Below are 15,206 nucleotides of genomic sequence, written 5' to 3'. Positions count from 1 at the left end.
GTATTAATGGGCTAATTGATCACGGACAATATCATCGCCGTCTAAGTTAGATGGATAATAAGTCGGCCAGTGAGTTACTTCTTCCAATAATTTCTCGCGATCATCTCCCCAATAAAGATGAAAATGACTAGATTTCTGAGGGGATATGATATGGTCACTAAATTGAATGTATTGAGGCATCTCATTAGATTTTTCTGCAAGTTTATAGATAAAACGAACACCGCGATTTCCTTTTTCATAAGTCAGAATTTCATAGCCATCATATTCGTAGTCTCCAGAAAACTCTTCTCCGTCCTTGTAAAACGTTACATTACCATGATCAATAACAATACGCTCGACGTCTGTTACATAACCTTCTGTATAATAGTCTTTGTATTCTTCCGCAGTCATGTCACCTTCTTCAGCTTTATGTGCAAAGACTTCATCTAAATCACCATTTAAAAGGTAAGGGTAGACAGACTGCCAATCGCCTTCCCAGTCTGTTAATTCACGATCTGCTACTTGATCATCATCAAAATACCCTTGATAAATTTGTTTGCTTTCTTCATCATTCCCATGATGATCATCAATAACAATAGTTACCGGTTCTGATTCAGCAAATACCTCATGATTATCGTTGTAAAGAGCTGCTTTAATTTCTAAACCATCGACGCTTGCTTCGCCTGAGAAGGTGTCACCTTCTTGACCAGATTCAACCTCCCATTCTGATTGACCACTTTCTCTTGTATACCAATGCCAGTGATCATAATCAGCATCTTCACTTAATACAGCAGCCAATTCAATGGTATCCCCAGTGTGATAATGATCACCTAAGCCATCGATCGCAATATCTGCTGTTTCTGCTGAAGTTGCATTATCATTTGTAGATTCCCCTTCTTCTGCAGAAGTACTGTTAGTAGTTGCTGTTTTTTCTGAATCTTGACAAGCTACTAATGCTAAACTTAAAGCCAATACACTTAAATATAAATACGGTCTTTTCAAAATAAACATCCTTTCGCGTTGGAATTAATCGTAACGATTACGTTTTAAAGAATATACTTTTAGAAGGCTGATCAATATGTATAGAGTATGATTTCCTCAGATGCATGTCTTTTCTGTTTAATCGTAACGATTACGTTTTAAAGAGTATAATGTTTTTAGTGGTTTGTCAATATGAATATATAATTTTTAAAAGAAGATTGATATTTCATTAGCTGAAAAGAGAGCAAAATAATTTGTTGGGTTCACTTTCAAAAAAGAAAGCTATTAATAAATGAGGAAAATTAGTTTATGAAAAATGCGATCAGATTTAATAGCAAGAAGAGTAGTGCTGAATAAGTAAAAATGACTAAGAATTATTCCTCTAGAAGATAAATCTGAAGATGCAGAGTCACAGTTCGTTTTAGGTAGGTGAGGATAATAAGAGAGTAAGATTTTAGTAATAAAATCAGAGTACTATTTTGTGTGTTTGCTATTTATTAAGTGTACAAAAAATAGCATACCTGATAAAAACGTTAGGTATGCTAATTTTTGAATGTAGAAACAATAAAATTAATTGGTGCTTTGTTTAAATACATTTTTTCTAGATGTATTTTTGTGATTCTTTGCTTTTTGAGTAGGCATAAAACATGCTAAAATTAGTGCCGCAAAAGATAAAACTAACATAAATATATAGGCACTACTTGAGCCAAAGATAGATGCCAATTTAGCAAGTTGAACGGCAGAAATATGCCCATTTTCAAGGGATAATTCTTGAGCATAAGATGTAGATTGAATGGTGTAAATCGTGATAACTACTGCAGTACCAATCGCACCTGCTAATTGACGAATAGTATTGTTTACTGCTGAACCATGGGAACCTAACTCTCTTGGTAACGCGTTTAAACCCGCTGTATTTATAGGCATCGTAATAAAGCTTAAGCCAATTCGTAAAATACATGTTCGTAACAATAAATAAAAATAGGTAGTTGATGCTGATAAATCAATCACGCCCCACATCGCAATAATAATAAACACTAGACCTGTTATAAAAAGTGGCTTGGCGCCGTATTTATCATACATCCTACCTGTGACCGGTGATAAGAAAGCATTAATTATCGCACCAGGTAATAAAAGTAAACCTGCTTCAAAAGCTGTAAAACTTCGACCATCCTGTAAGTAGATGGGTAGTAGGATTAAATCAGCATACATAATCATAGTAATTAGTACATTGATTAGTGATGTGAGTGTAAATATTTTATACTTAAATATAGATAGATTTAACAATGGATCTTTGGAAGTCAATTGACGTGAACAAAATAAAGTCGTAACAATTAATCCGGTAATAATGGTCGTAATAACAACAGGGTCATCCCAGCCTTTGCTTCCTGCACTACTAAATCCAAATAAAATAGAACCAAAACCAAATGTTGATAAAATGACACTTAGAATATCTAACTTTGCTTTTGATGTTTCTGCCACATTCATTAAATATTTAAAGGCAAGTATAATAACGATTAATATAAAAGGAGTTATTCCAATAAATAGCCATCTCCATGATGAAAATTCCATAATAAAACCGGATAATGTAGGAGCAATAGCTGGTGCAAAAATCATCGCAAAGCCAATAGTACCCATAACACTTCCACGCTTTTCAATCGGATATAAATACAAAACAACTGTCATTAATAAAGGTATGATAATGCCAGCACCAATGGCTTGAATCATTCTTCCTGTTAATAACATGCCGAAATTGATTGAACAAGCACATAGGACTGAACCAAACAATAAAAAGAACATCGAGCTAATAAATAGCTGTCTAGTTGTAAATCGTTTCATTAAAAATGCTGTTATCGGTACTAAAACCCCGTTTACTAACATAAATCCCGTTGATAACCATTGTACAGTTGCAGCGGATACTTCAAAAATGTCCATAAAACCACTCATAGCCACATTTAATAAAGTCTGATTTAATGTTGATAAAAAGCAGCCAGCAATTAATACAACCATTAAAATATTTTTACTTCTTTTGGTTATTTCCTTTTCCATATATATACTCCTTACTCCAATTTGCATTATCAACATGACGTCGATAAAATTTATAGTAACAAATATATAATTTGATGACCATGAACAGTTTTATTTGCGAGTGTATACTAATCGACATATTGATCAGTAGTTGTCGTTGAAGTCAAATGAAAATATACGAAGGAGTTATAAATGTCTAATTCTAAAAAAGAAGATCCACGTACCATACGTACAAAAGAAATGTTTAAAAAATCTGTACTCTCTCTCTTAGGAGAGGAAGGCTACACCATTTCGAATTTGACAGTTCAGAAAGTAGCTGGAAAAGCAGGCTTAAATCGAACCACATTTTACTTGCATTATTTAGATATAGAAGACTTATTAACGCAAGTGACAGAAGAGCTAGTAAATGATCTTTCTTCTAGAATCTTTTCATTAATTCAAGTAAAAGATTTAACAGAAAAACAGCAACTAACACATTTATTAGATTTCTTGTATATCCATCGAAACTATTTACAAACTTTATTCAATTTAAATCAGTTTGAGGATCAATTATTTCTACAGATAAGAAAATTAATAGAAGTACGAAGAGAGAATACAGAGAAAGATTTACCTGACGATTATGTTTCCATTGAAATTAAAACTGCCTCTTTAGTAGGCATCATTATGTGGTGGATACGAAAGGGGATTCACTATAGTTCAGAGTATATTTCAGATCAGATATATTTAATGTACAAAGTGTAGTGTTGCTAAATGACTCTAACTTGTATATGGTATCTGTTTACCAAACGGTGTTGATATGAGTTCAACTATACATATCTATAATTTAAGGTAATAGATGTCAAAAAATGTTGAAAATGTCGCAATGGTTAGATAAACATATGAGACATAAATCACATAAGTCTAACTTAGTTGTACAAACAGTTTTTATAGTTCATTCTTTTATTTAAAGCTATAACAAATAGAGGTGTGAATAGCGAAAGTCATTTACAAATCCTAATAGTTTAAAATAATGTATAATTATTACATCCGGTATTTTTGACTACTGCTATTATACTTATTTAGTATGATTTTAAAATTGGTTACCAAGTTTATATAGGGAATTCTAGGGTTAGATCTAACCCTAGAATTCCCTGGTTCGTGCTTAGAAAATCAAAATCTTAGCGAGCATTTTATCATTTTATCCTTTCCAAACGACGTTTTCCTGTTCTTTTTCATTGATAGTAAGTTGAAAGATATCAGGCCTTGCATAATGGCCAAATACATCAAAGTCAAATTTGCTTTCTGCTATTTGGTCGAGAATAATATCGGCATAAATAATCTTTTCTTCTCCGTATACAGGCTCGGCTATAAATTGCCTAAGTGGGTTGACGATGGAGCTACCTCCACTCGTTAGTTCATTTTCTAATGATTGAAATTCAGGTCTTGATGATATTTCTTCAAGGTAAATCTCAGCAGAAGAAGCGTTCTTTTTGATAAATCGGGCATAAATATCATTAACTAATAACCTAGCAGATGAAAATAACGCCCTATTAATAGACGAGATTCCCGCTGCAATTACAGCTGCTACTACAATCGCCCCAAATACCGGTGCATAAGTAGAGAAGAATAACGGAATAATCCGATCACTTGTTTCAACTGTTAAGCCGGTACTAAACCACGGGTATGAGCGAACATCCCGATAAATAATGCTTCTAACGTCATTAACCAGGAGTTCCAAAATGGTGTGATTATAGAGCTAGAAAGAGTGATTTATATTAATATATTTAGTTTCTAAAATTGGTAATTAATTAAAATTAGGGAGGCAAGCAATATTCATTTTAGAAGTTAGCTAAGTGTTTAAGGCTTTACAATGCAATCTTGGAAGATTTTATGAGTTTAATTCAAGTGATTTAAAGAACTATCCGATTTTGATTCCGTTAAGACGAAATATTATACTAGAAAACAAATATTAGATTATAATGATATGCTCCCTTTTAGATAGAATAAAAGTATAAAATTCCATCTTTTATAGAGGGGTATTTCTTTTATCCAAAACCTTATTCTACATTATATAAAAAGATACTTTTATGAGCTGTATTTTTTCACAAGAACGTAAAGAGATTCTAACAAAATCCCATCTTATTTAAGAATATTTTTTTGAATTAAAAACGCTACAGCATGTGTTCGATTTAATGTATTGGTTTTTACCATGACACTTTTGATATATTGTTTAATCGTCGTTTCACTAATCTCTAATATATGGGCAATTTGTTTCGTACTATAACCGCTTGCAGTACATTTCATTACTTCGTATTCACGTTTCGATAGTTTTATTTCTGCCTCCTCGATAAAATTAAATTGATTGAATAAAATTTCTCCAATGTCCTTGCTAAATAAAGTTGCTTCTATTAATAGTTTAAGGTCAAAGGGCTTCTTAAATTGGGATCCTAGAAAATAGCCAATGACAACTTGGTTAAATATGATAGGAACAACCAATAGAGCATCTTGGTTATCTGCGATAATATATTTTTTTGATATATTTAAATGGAAGTTATTTCCTTCGTAATATTGGGGTGTTCTCGTTTTAATAGCTTTGAATATGGCCGGAATAGAAGTGATATCATCCCTTATAGAGGAAATATGTTTGAACTCTGACTTAGTAGCAGAAAGTATCCCCTCCGCTAAGTGGTCTATCGGAGAATATCGAAATAACATCGCTTCATTTAATGAAAAATCAGTAAGAAAGCTTTCCAATATTATTTTAATTTTATGCTCTTGATTGATAGCTGCCTTTATTTTATCTACGTTACTTTCCCATTTATCTAATTTAACCAATAAATACACTCTCCTTTTTTAATTTAGTCTTATATATTCATTACCTAATGGCATAGTTTATTTGTAATTTGACTTAAAGTATGTACTGTTTTATCAAAAAGTAGGAATAGTTGTTAGAATATTTAGATTATACAATATCATTGTAAGCGATTACAATTTTCTGAGTAAAAAGGAGGAGATCATTTGGCAAGTTTATCTGAAAGAGCAAAATTGTATTTGGAGAGCTTTTATTCTGGTCCGAAAATCGAATCATTTGATCCAATTGAATTAAAGGAAATTCAGAAAAATGCCCCAATACCTGAACAAAATATTCTACCTCATATTCATCGCAGAGAAGAGCGCTTAATTAAAGTAAATGATGGAGCAGAAATACGATTATGTATTTATTCACCGGAAGGAGAAGGGCCTTTTCCAGCACTAGTTTATTATCATGGAGGCGGTTGGGTCATTGGTTCTGTTGAAATGTTTGAAGCGGCCAATCGATTAGTAGCGACAGAGGCTAAAACGGTAGTTATCTCTGTGGATTATCGTCTTGCTCCGGAAAATCAATTTCCCATTCCAATGAATGATTGCTATACAGCACTAGAATGGGTAGCTAATCATGCAGAAGAGCTTAATGTAGATTTAACTAAAGTTTCTGTTGGTGGAGATAGTGCTGGTGGGAACTTATCCACGGTTATTGCCAAGAGAGCTTTAAACAATGGGCCATCCATTCAATCACAAGTTCTTATATACCCAGTCACAAACTTGGAATTCAATACCAATTCTTATAATGAATTTGCTGAGGGATATGGTCTCGATCGAGATCTTATGAAATGGTTTGGTTTCCATTATGTAGGTGATGAAAAAATGTATAGTCATCCCGATGTATCACCATTAAAATACGATACTGTTCAAGGGCTACCCCCAACTATTATTATCGCAGCGGAAAATGATGTTCTAAAAGATGAGGGAATTGCTTATGCAGAAAAGTTAAGACGAGACGGTGTACCTGTTCAATATGAAGTGATATCAGGGGCAGTCCATGGTTATTACAGTAATATGGATTTCTTTGAAGAAGAAACAAAAGAGTCTGTTCAACATATTGTGAAATTTTTAAATAATGTCCACCAAGGGGGAGAGAAAGCAGTAAATAAGTAGCTAAAGATCATATGTTCTAAAAATCATCTATTACACTACAAAGGGGGATAAGGAATGACTCAATATGTTGACGCTGTAGTGATTGGTGCTGGCTTTTCTGGAATCTATATGACGTATAAATTACACGAAGACGGTTTTTCTGTAAAGACATTTGAAAAGGCAGCTGGAGTTGGTGGCGTGTGGAATGTCGCTAGGTATCCTGGTGCCCGATGTGATTCAGATAGTTTTTATTATAATTTTATGTTCTCAGAGGATTTATATAAAAAGTGGTCTTGGTCTAAAAGGTTTGCTGGTCAAGATGAAATTTTAAGCTATTTGAATTTCGTAGCTGATGAATTAGATGTTAGGCAATATATGCAATTTAATACGGAAGTCAAATCGGCCGTTTGGAATGAAGAACATTCAATGTGGCACATTACAACGGGAAAAGGTGATGAGTTTGCAGCAACTTACTTAATTTCAGGCGTCGGCTGCCTATCCACCTCAAGTATTCCCAACTTTAAAGGGATTGCAGATTTTCAAGGTCAAAGCTACCATACCGGTGAATGGCCACATACTGACGTTAATTTTAAAGGCAAGCGTGTGGGAGTGATTGGCACAGGCTCTAGTGGTGTACAATCGATTCCTGTTATTGCAGAAACTGCGAAAGAAGTCTATGTATTTCAACGAACACCGCAATATTCTGTACCAACTAGAAATCGTTCATTTACGCACGAGGAAGTTGAACAATTTAAAGATGAGTTTCATTCAGCACGAAGAATCATGTTAACCTCACCTTCAGGATTACCCATTCCTAAAGCAACCAAATCCATAGTAGAAACGCCAGAAGAGGAACGCAATACAATCTTAGAAAATGCTTGGGACAAAGGGGGGATGATTTTAAACAATGCATTTAATGATATAACGATTAATGAGAAATCAAATGAGTTAGTATCAGAATTTCTTAGAAATAAAATTCGTGCAAAAATTAAAAATCCTGAAGTTGCTGAAGATCTCCTTCCATATTATTACTACGCAACAAAACGCCCAATCTTAGATACAAACTATCATGATACGTATAACCAAGAACATGTCACATTAGTAAATTTACAACAGCAACCAATTGAGTGTATAACAAAAAACGGAATTAAAACAACGGAAAAAGAATATCCACTAGATCTGATTGTTTTTGCAACTGGTTATGATGCCATGACAGGGACGCTATTGAAACTAGATATAAAAGGACGTAAAGGGCTGTCCCTTAGAGACAAGTGGCAAAATGGGAAAAAAGTTGAGACGTATTTAGGACTTGGCTTAGCAGGATTCCCAAATTTTTTTACGATTACTGGGCCACAAAGTCCTTCTGTTTTAACCAATGTACCGTCAGCCATTGAACAACATGTTGAATGGATATCAGATTGCCTAAAGTACATGCGTCAACATCATCTGAAAACGATTGAGCCAACTGAGGATGCACAAAGGCAATGGAGTAAGGATTGTACAGAGCTTGCCCATAATACGCTATTTACAAAAACAGCGTCCTGGTATACAGGATCTAATATTGATGGAAAGTCACCAGATTTCTTAATTTATTTAGGTGGTTTAGACAATTATCGCCAAATATGTAACAAGGTCTCTCAACAGGGTTACAAAGGATATGTTTTAGGAGTTAATAAAATTCAAGTCTGATTAGGAGGAATGAGTATGGCCAATACTACGTTAGAAATTAATCCGATCGTTCAAGCGTTTTTAAGTGGAACAAAGGAAATGTTCTTAAATGGAAAATGGGTTCCGGCAATTAAGGGGAAAGTGTATGAATCTATTAACCCAACAACGAATGAAATTCTGGCAAAAATCTATGAAGGGGATGAGGAAGATCTCGATGTAGCAGTAAAGGCTGCCAGACGAGCTTTTGAAGGTAGCTGGAAAAATACAGCTCCAAGAGAGAGAGCTAGATTATTAAATAAGCTAGCGGATTTATTAGAAGAAAATTTAGAAGTTATTACGCAACTGGATGCCCTTGATTATGGTGGTACACTTGCAGTTGCAGGTGGCTTTGCAGAGAATGCAGTACATCATGTTCGTTACTATGCTGGTTGGGCAACAAAGCTTTATGGCAATACTCTCGAACTAACTAGTGGTGGAAATATCCATGCATTTACTAAACGTGAACCCCTTGGTGTTTGTGGTCAGATCACCTCATGGAACTTCCCTGCTTTAGTTGCATGTTGGAAGATTGCTGCTCCAATAGCAGCCGGGAATACTGTTGTGATAAAACCTTCACAACAAACATCTTTATCTACTTTATATATTGGTAAATTAATAGAAGAAGCTGGTTTTCCCCCTGGAGTGGTTAATATTGTTACAGGTGCAGGAGGTAAGCTCGGGGAAGCGATTACATCACACCCTGATATCGATAAAATCGGTTTCACAGGCTCAACTAGTGTGGGAAGACGAATTATGGAAAAAGCCTCGAAATCTTTAAAGAAAATCACGCTCGAACTAGGGGGCAAATCGCCAAACATAATCTTTGCAGATGCGGATTTAAACAAAGCGATTCCTGGCGCTATAAAAGCGATCCTCATGAATACAGGGCAAGTGTGTGCGGCAGGCTCACGACTATATATTGAACGTTCTGTTTACGATACGGTCAAGGAGAAGCTTGTTGAAATAGCAGAAAGCTTTGTTTTAGGTGATCCTCTTGATCCAAATGCTCAAATGGGGCCACTCATTTCGAAAAACCAAATAACCACTGTAGAAAAATATGTTGAACTTGCCAAAAAAGATGGAGCTACCATTCTCACCGGGGGGAAACGACCTGATAGTCCAGATCTTCAACAAGGAAACTTCTATTTACCAACAATTATCGAAGGACTTGATGAAAAATGTCAGTCTGTCTATGAGGAGATTTTTGGTCCTGTCCTTTGCATTATGCCTTTTGATTCAATCGAGGAAGTCGTTGAGAGAGCGAATGCTACAGAATATGGACTAGCTTCAGGTGTGTGGACGACAAATATAGAGACAACCCATAAAATGGTTGATTCATTAAATGCTGGTTCTGTTTGGGTCAACGAATATTATTTAACTGATGACAATATCCCATTAACTGGATTTAAGCAAAGTGGAATAGGGTCGGAATTAGGATTAGCAGGTATAGAAGCTTATACAAAAGTAAAAAGTGTTGCCATTAACCATGGATAGGGAGCTGATGTTATGAAGGCATTAGTAATTGAAGGAATAAAAAATGCAATTGTTCAAGAGGTCGCTGACCCTACAATTGATGAGAATGGGGTGATTGTAAAGGTAAAAGCAAATGGCGTTTGCCGTAGTGATTGGCATTACTGGGCAGGAGATATACCGATTACCCAAAAAATATTAGGTCATGAATTTACTGGTGTTGTCGAAGAAGTAGGTAAAAATGTGAAAAACTATAAAAAAGGAGACCGCGTTATCGTTCCTTTCTCTGGTAGTGATGGTACATGTCCTTATTGCCTACAAGGCCACTCTAACCTCTGTCACTCTTCCTTTATTCCGGGTTCGACTTACAATGGGGGGTATGCGGAGTATGTAGGAGTTCCATTGGGTGACCGCAATATTATTCCTTTAGCAGATGAAATTAGTTTTCTAGATGGTGCTGCATTAGGTTGTCGTTTAATGACAGCTTTTCATGGAGTAGTCGATCGAGCAAAAGTGGAACCAGGTGAGTGGGTAGTGATCTATGGATGTGGAGGAGTGGGCTTAAATGCCATTAATATTGCTGCTTCCATTGGTGCAACCGTCATTGGTGTCGATATTAATCCAAAGAATCTAGAGTTGGCTAAGCAAATGGGAGCACATGTAGTGATTAATAGTAAAGAAGTAGATCCGGTTCATGCAGTGAAGGAAATCACTGGTGGTGGGGCGAATGTATCAATTGATGCCCTTGGTATTGCAGATACATGTTTAAATGGGATTAATAGTTTAGCTAAACGTGGTCGTCACTTGCAAGTTGGAGTGACAACAAAAGTTGAAGGCGGAAAGATTGCCTTACCTATTGATCAAATGGTTATGCAAGAAATCCAATTTATCGGAACTTTAGGGATGCCGAATCACCGTTTTGATTCATTACTTCCTTTAGTATTGCAAGGGAAAATAACACCAGGTAAGATGGTAACAGCAGAAATCAGTTTATCAGAAGTAACAAAAATCTTTGAAGAAATGAGCAATTTTAATACATCAGGAACTTACATTGTAACAGAATTCGATAAAAGCACTGTAACAGCATAAAGTAATGGAGCGTCCTAATTTTTAGGATGCTCTTTTCAATTTTTTTTAGAAAAATTTTAAATCTTGCAACATGCTAGAATAGTTAATTATAAATGCACATCGAGTGAATGTGGCTATTGCTAGGTGGAAAGAACTGAAAGGAAAGGACTAAAAGAATAATACACAATGGTATGTATATATCGCTTTTTTTTAAAATACGAAAATAATTTGCAGGGTTTCACTACTCAATAGTCGAATGTATGTTCTTAAGAGGTGAAAGTATGAATAATGAAACGTTAGTACAAAACAAAAAAAGTTGGGATAAAGCCGCAGAGCGTTTTTTTGCTAGAAACCCGCTACCTGAATATGGTCCGTTCGCACCTACAGAAGAAGATTTACAGTTATTCGGTGAGGTGAAAGGAAAGAGGATATTGGAATTAGGATGTGGGAGTGGTCATTCAATCAAATATTTAGATGGAAAATCTCCTAGTGAGTTATGGGGGCTTGATTTATCTCATGTGCAAATTCAAACAGCTAAGCACTTATTAGCAGAAAGTAATACATCGATTCAATTATTTGAGTCTCCAATGGAAGAGAATCCTGGTATTCCAAGTGCGTATTTTGATATTGTCTTTTCAATATACGCGATCGGATGGTCGACGGATTTAAGAAAGACATTGGCCAATGTCTTTCAATATTTAAATGATGGTGGTTTATTTATCTTTAGTTGGGAGCACCCACTATATAATAGAATGAGCCACGAAAATGGACAACTCGTTATGACTAAAAGCTATCATGAGGAAGGTGCTTATAATCATCATGCATGGCAGGAACCAGCAACAATGCAACAATATAAATTAAGTACATATATAAATTTACTTATTGCTTCTGGCTTTCATATTGAGCAAATAATCGAAGAGGTCTGTATAACAGAAGAAGATAAAGAAAGACATAGTAATGGCTGGTATTCACCTGATAAAGCTAGTCTATTACCGACTAGCTTTATTATCAAATGTCGTAAGCCAAACATATAGGGTAAACAAAAAAGACTTTCAAACTAGAAATGGAAGTCTTTTTTTATCATGCACATTCAATTATTTTATAGCATTTTTTAATTACGAATAATAATATAAACCAAATAAATAATGTATGCGACAGCGAGAATGAACCCTTCTCTTTTGCCGATTTTAAAACTGGTCCGCGAGAATATAAATAGAACAATCGTTAAGATTATCATAAGAATGACATCAATAAAGACTTTATCATTTACGGCTAATGGTGAGATGGTTGCCGAGGCACCAAGTACAAATAAAATATTAAAAATATTACTACCTACAATATTACCCAAAGCGATTTCGCTCTCTTTTTTTAACGCTGCAGTAATTGAAGTTACTAGCTCCGGTAGAGAGGTCCCTATTGCAACAATTGTTAACCCTACTAATGTTTCACTCATACCGAGGGAGTACGCGATTTCTGTCCCATTGTTAACGACCAAATTCCCACCAAAAATAATGGCCGCCAGACCTAAAATCGAAATGAATATATTTTTACCCCACGTAATGTCTTTAGGAGTAGTTAGATTTTCTTTATTCTGCCTACTTTTTAGACCAATTTCAATGACATAGTACAGAAATATAGATAAAAATAATAAAAAGACAAGACCATCACTACGAGTAAGTAAATTACTGTCAAAACCCTGTAATGCCACATCACTCATAAGAATGAGCAAAGTAACACTTGCAAGTAATGTGAAAGGGATTTCTTTTTTTATGGTTTCACTTTGTACTTTCAATGGATATAAAAAGGCTGTAACACCGACCACAAGTGTGATATTAAAGATATTGCTTCCAAGTACATTCCCTAGTGAAACATCTGCACTTCCTTCAAGTGCCGCAATAATACTAACAGTAGCCTCAGGTGAACTTGTACCAAATGCCACAATCGTTAACCCAATTAAAATGGGCGGGACTCTTAACAACCTAGCAATATTGGAAGAACCGTCAACAAAAAGATCAGCCCCTTTAATCAATAATGCGAATCCAACAAGTAATAAAATATAAGTCATCATCCACGCTCCCTTTTACATATATGGATACCTACTATTATTTTCTTCCTACACCTGTTTATACCATGAATTTGTTGTGGATGTATATTAATTATGTTTGAAAAAATGAAGCGTTTATCATTAATCAATGAAATTTCAAAGCAATGGGAAACAAGCACTAAAAGATCAAGATAAAGGGAAGCGTGTTCAATTGTTAATAGCTGATGTTGTTTGCACAAACTCTGAGAAGTACTTAATATGTAAAGAAGATGATTTTCCCTGATTGAGGTGCTAACTTGTAGCTTTTACTTAAAACTGATGAATGCATTTTTACATACGTCCAGTATGGAAAGGATAAATAAAAGGGGGACAGGTTTATGTCAATTGTCTCTAGGAAGGAAGCGTAAGGATGAAAAAAATTTTAGTAATAGAGGATGATATTTCACTGAATCAAGGCATTACCCTGAGTTTGAAACAAGATAATTATTCATTTACTCAAGTATATACATTAGAAGAAGCGACTGTTGCTTTACATAAGGATATATATGATTTGATGCTTGTAGATATTAATTTGCCAGATGGAAATGGTGTTGAATGGATTCAAGCTATGATGAAGAATGACTTGTGTCCTTTCATCTTTCTGACAGCAAATGATCTTGAAGTCGATATTGTGAGAGGGTTAGAACTTGGTGCCGATGACTATATAACGAAACCATTCAGTTTAATGATCTTACGGGCAAGAGTTTCAGCGGTGTTCCGTAGACAACAATCTCATCAGAATACAGATATTTATCAAATCGGAAATTTTTATTTCAACTTTGAAAAAATGCAATTTATGAATCAATCACTGCCAATAGAATTAAGCAAAACGGAACAGAAATTGTTGCGCTTATTAATCATCAATAGAGGGCAAACTCTACAACGAGAACTGTTGATAGATAAGGTATGGTTGGATGAATCAGCATTTGTTGAGAAGAATGCTCTTTCGGTTGCTATTAAAAGGCTGAGAGATAAGTTAGGGGTAGAGAATAGAATTGAAACAGTATACGGGATAGGCTACTCATGGAAAAAATAGCTGTTTTGTTGGTGATGATTGTATCTATTATAAGCACATGGCTATTTGGGAAATGGTATTATGAGCGAAAAATGAGCCGAATGTTAAATCGCTTATCTGAGATGATTGAATCAGCTAAGAACGGACAATTCAGAGAGTCGACGTATGATGAGTCAAAATTATCCGCGATAGAAACAAAGATGAGGCAGTATCTCTTAGAAAGTGGGACATCTAAAGAACAGCTTTCAAAAGAACGTGACGAGATAAAGACATTAATATCTGATATAGCCCATCAAACTAAAACACCCATATCCAATATTATGCTTTATGGGCAACTGTTAGATGAGGAAGGCTTATCAGTGAATGGAAAGACTTATATTAATCAATTAAACCATCAAACGACAAAATTAAGCTTTTTAGTACAAGCCTTAGTAAATACCTCGCGATTAGAAACCGGTATGATCCATGTGACGCCAAAACGACAGTTATTGAGACCTTTACTAGAAGATATTATTAAAGATTTGCAGCCCATGTTTAACGAGAAGCAACAAAGTATTCATCTTCAATGTGGGCTAGAACAAGCTAGTTTTGATTATAAATGGACAAAAGAGGCATTATTAAACATTGTTGATAATGCTAATAAATATACGAAAGAAGCAGGAGAAATAACAATTAAAGTACTTGAATATGAAAGCTTCTGTAGGATAGACATCCAGGACTCAGGCATTGGAATAAAAGAATCAGAAATAAACAAGATTTTTATTCGTTTTTTCCGCTCTAAAGAGGTGTATCATATGGAAGGTGTAGGGATAGGCTTGTTTTTGACAAGAGAAATTATTATGCTCCAAGGTGGTTATATTAAAGTTGCCTCTAAGCAAAATCAAGGATCATTGTTTTCAGTTTTTCTTCCAAAATCATAAATACTTTTCATTTCTTTCAATTGTG

The 15,206-nt window shown here is 34.9% G+C and carries 13 protein-coding genes; 8 read left to right on the top strand and 5 right to left on the bottom strand.

The window, feature by feature from the left end:
- Positions 1-3: 3 nt before the first annotated feature.
- Positions 4-990: a ZinT family metal-binding protein gene (locus tag MHI57_RS03420; protein ID WP_095373234.1), complete on the bottom strand. Its 987-nt coding sequence runs from the start codon at positions 988-990 to the stop codon at positions 4-6.
- Between the two features lie 540 nt (positions 991-1,530).
- Entirely contained in the window at positions 1,531-3,006 is a 1,476-nt protein-coding gene (locus tag MHI57_RS03415; RefSeq protein ID WP_340975032.1) for a DHA2 family efflux MFS transporter permease subunit, read from the bottom strand.
- A gap of 171 nt (positions 3,007-3,177) precedes the next feature.
- Between MHI57_RS03415 and MHI57_RS03410 the strand changes: the two genes are divergently transcribed.
- Positions 3,178-3,726 carry a TetR/AcrR family transcriptional regulator gene (locus MHI57_RS03410; protein ID WP_095373236.1) on the top strand — a complete coding sequence of 183 codons (549 nt, stop codon included), beginning with the start codon at positions 3,178-3,180 and terminating at the stop codon, positions 3,724-3,726.
- Positions 3,727-4,162: 436 nt separating this feature from the next.
- Here MHI57_RS03410 and MHI57_RS03405 read toward each other — a convergent pair whose 3' ends face one another.
- The gene (locus MHI57_RS03405; protein WP_340975028.1) at positions 4,163-4,702 is read right to left on the bottom strand and encodes a sodium:solute symporter family transporter; all 540 of its coding nucleotides are present in this window, start codon (positions 4,700-4,702) and stop codon (positions 4,163-4,165) included.
- A 401-nt stretch (positions 4,703-5,103) separates the two neighbouring features.
- Positions 5,104-5,808, bottom strand: a complete 705-nt coding sequence (locus tag MHI57_RS03400; RefSeq protein WP_340975025.1) for a helix-turn-helix transcriptional regulator — start codon at positions 5,806-5,808, stop codon at positions 5,104-5,106.
- A 174-nt stretch (positions 5,809-5,982) separates the two neighbouring features.
- Here MHI57_RS03400 and MHI57_RS03395 point away from each other — a divergent pair, with 174 nt between their 5' ends.
- The 5 genes from MHI57_RS03395 to MHI57_RS03375 all read left to right on the top strand — a co-directional run bounded on the left by MHI57_RS03395 (position 5,983) and on the right by MHI57_RS03375 (position 12,197).
- On the top strand, positions 5,983-6,939 hold the full coding sequence (locus MHI57_RS03395) for an alpha/beta hydrolase (RefSeq protein ID WP_322909377.1): 957 nt from the start codon (positions 5,983-5,985) through the stop codon (positions 6,937-6,939).
- A gap of 54 nt (positions 6,940-6,993) precedes the next feature.
- Positions 6,994-8,607 (top strand): flavin-containing monooxygenase, encoded by a 1,614-nt coding sequence (locus MHI57_RS03390; RefSeq protein WP_340975021.1) that lies wholly within the window; start codon positions 6,994-6,996, stop codon positions 8,605-8,607.
- Positions 8,608-8,622: 15 nt separating this feature from the next.
- Entirely contained in the window at positions 8,623-10,119 is a 1,497-nt protein-coding gene (locus tag MHI57_RS03385) for an aldehyde dehydrogenase family protein (RefSeq protein ID WP_095373240.1), read from the top strand.
- A 12-nt stretch (positions 10,120-10,131) separates the two neighbouring features.
- Positions 10,132-11,184: a zinc-binding dehydrogenase gene (locus MHI57_RS03380; protein ID WP_340975019.1), complete on the top strand. Its 1,053-nt coding sequence runs from the start codon at positions 10,132-10,134 to the stop codon at positions 11,182-11,184.
- A 260-nt stretch (positions 11,185-11,444) separates the two neighbouring features.
- Positions 11,445-12,197 carry a class I SAM-dependent methyltransferase gene (locus tag MHI57_RS03375; RefSeq protein ID WP_322909375.1) on the top strand — a complete coding sequence of 251 codons (753 nt, stop codon included), beginning with the start codon at positions 11,445-11,447 and terminating at the stop codon, positions 12,195-12,197.
- A 77-nt stretch (positions 12,198-12,274) separates the two neighbouring features.
- On the opposite strand, the gene MHI57_RS03370 is transcribed toward MHI57_RS03375, so the two are convergent.
- Entirely contained in the window at positions 12,275-13,228 is a 954-nt protein-coding gene (locus tag MHI57_RS03370) for a calcium/sodium antiporter (RefSeq protein WP_340975016.1), read from the bottom strand.
- A gap of 388 nt (positions 13,229-13,616) precedes the next feature.
- Between MHI57_RS03370 and MHI57_RS03365 the strand changes: the two genes are divergently transcribed.
- Positions 13,617-14,282, top strand: coding sequence for a response regulator transcription factor (locus tag MHI57_RS03365; RefSeq protein WP_322909374.1), 666 nt, complete (start codon positions 13,617-13,619; stop codon positions 14,280-14,282).
- Positions 14,270-15,181, top strand: a complete 912-nt coding sequence (locus MHI57_RS03360; RefSeq protein WP_340975012.1) for a sensor histidine kinase — start codon at positions 14,270-14,272, stop codon at positions 15,179-15,181. The genes MHI57_RS03365 and MHI57_RS03360 overlap by 13 nt, the downstream gene beginning before the upstream one ends.
- Positions 15,182-15,206: the final 25 nt, after the last annotated feature.

It is taken from the genome of Cytobacillus sp. FSL K6-0129 (genome assembly GCF_038007625.1).
In the GTDB taxonomy this organism is placed as follows: domain Bacteria; phylum Bacillota; class Bacilli; order Bacillales; family Cytobacillaceae; genus Cytobacillus; species Cytobacillus kochii.
Note: the sequence above shows the minus strand (reverse complement) of the source record. Positions and strands in the feature narration are given on the sequence as shown.

Bases quoted from the DNA above. Each gene is read 5' to 3' on its own strand.
- MHI57_RS03410 (WP_095373236.1), top strand. From the start codon at position 3,178: ATGTCTAATTCTAAAAAAGAAGATCCACGTACCATACGTACAAAAGAA.
- MHI57_RS03370 (WP_340975016.1), bottom strand. From the start codon at position 13,228: ATGACTTATATTTTATTACTTGTTGGATTCGCATTATTGATTAAAGGG.
- MHI57_RS03420 (WP_095373234.1), bottom strand. From the start codon at position 990: ATGTTTATTTTGAAAAGACCGTATTTATATTTAAGTGTATTGGCTTTA.
- MHI57_RS03360 (WP_340975012.1), top strand. From the start codon at position 14,270: ATGGAAAAAATAGCTGTTTTGTTGGTGATGATTGTATCTATTATAAGC.
- MHI57_RS03380 (WP_340975019.1), top strand. From the start codon at position 10,132: ATGAAGGCATTAGTAATTGAAGGAATAAAAAATGCAATTGTTCAAGAG.
- MHI57_RS03415 (WP_340975032.1), bottom strand. From the start codon at position 3,006: ATGGAAAAGGAAATAACCAAAAGAAGTAAAAATATTTTAATGGTTGTA.
- MHI57_RS03390 (WP_340975021.1), top strand. From the start codon at position 6,994: ATGACTCAATATGTTGACGCTGTAGTGATTGGTGCTGGCTTTTCTGGA.
- MHI57_RS03365 (WP_322909374.1), top strand. From the start codon at position 13,617: ATGAAAAAAATTTTAGTAATAGAGGATGATATTTCACTGAATCAAGGC.
- MHI57_RS03385 (WP_095373240.1), top strand. From the start codon at position 8,623: ATGGCCAATACTACGTTAGAAATTAATCCGATCGTTCAAGCGTTTTTA.
- MHI57_RS03375 (WP_322909375.1), top strand. From the start codon at position 11,445: ATGAATAATGAAACGTTAGTACAAAACAAAAAAAGTTGGGATAAAGCC.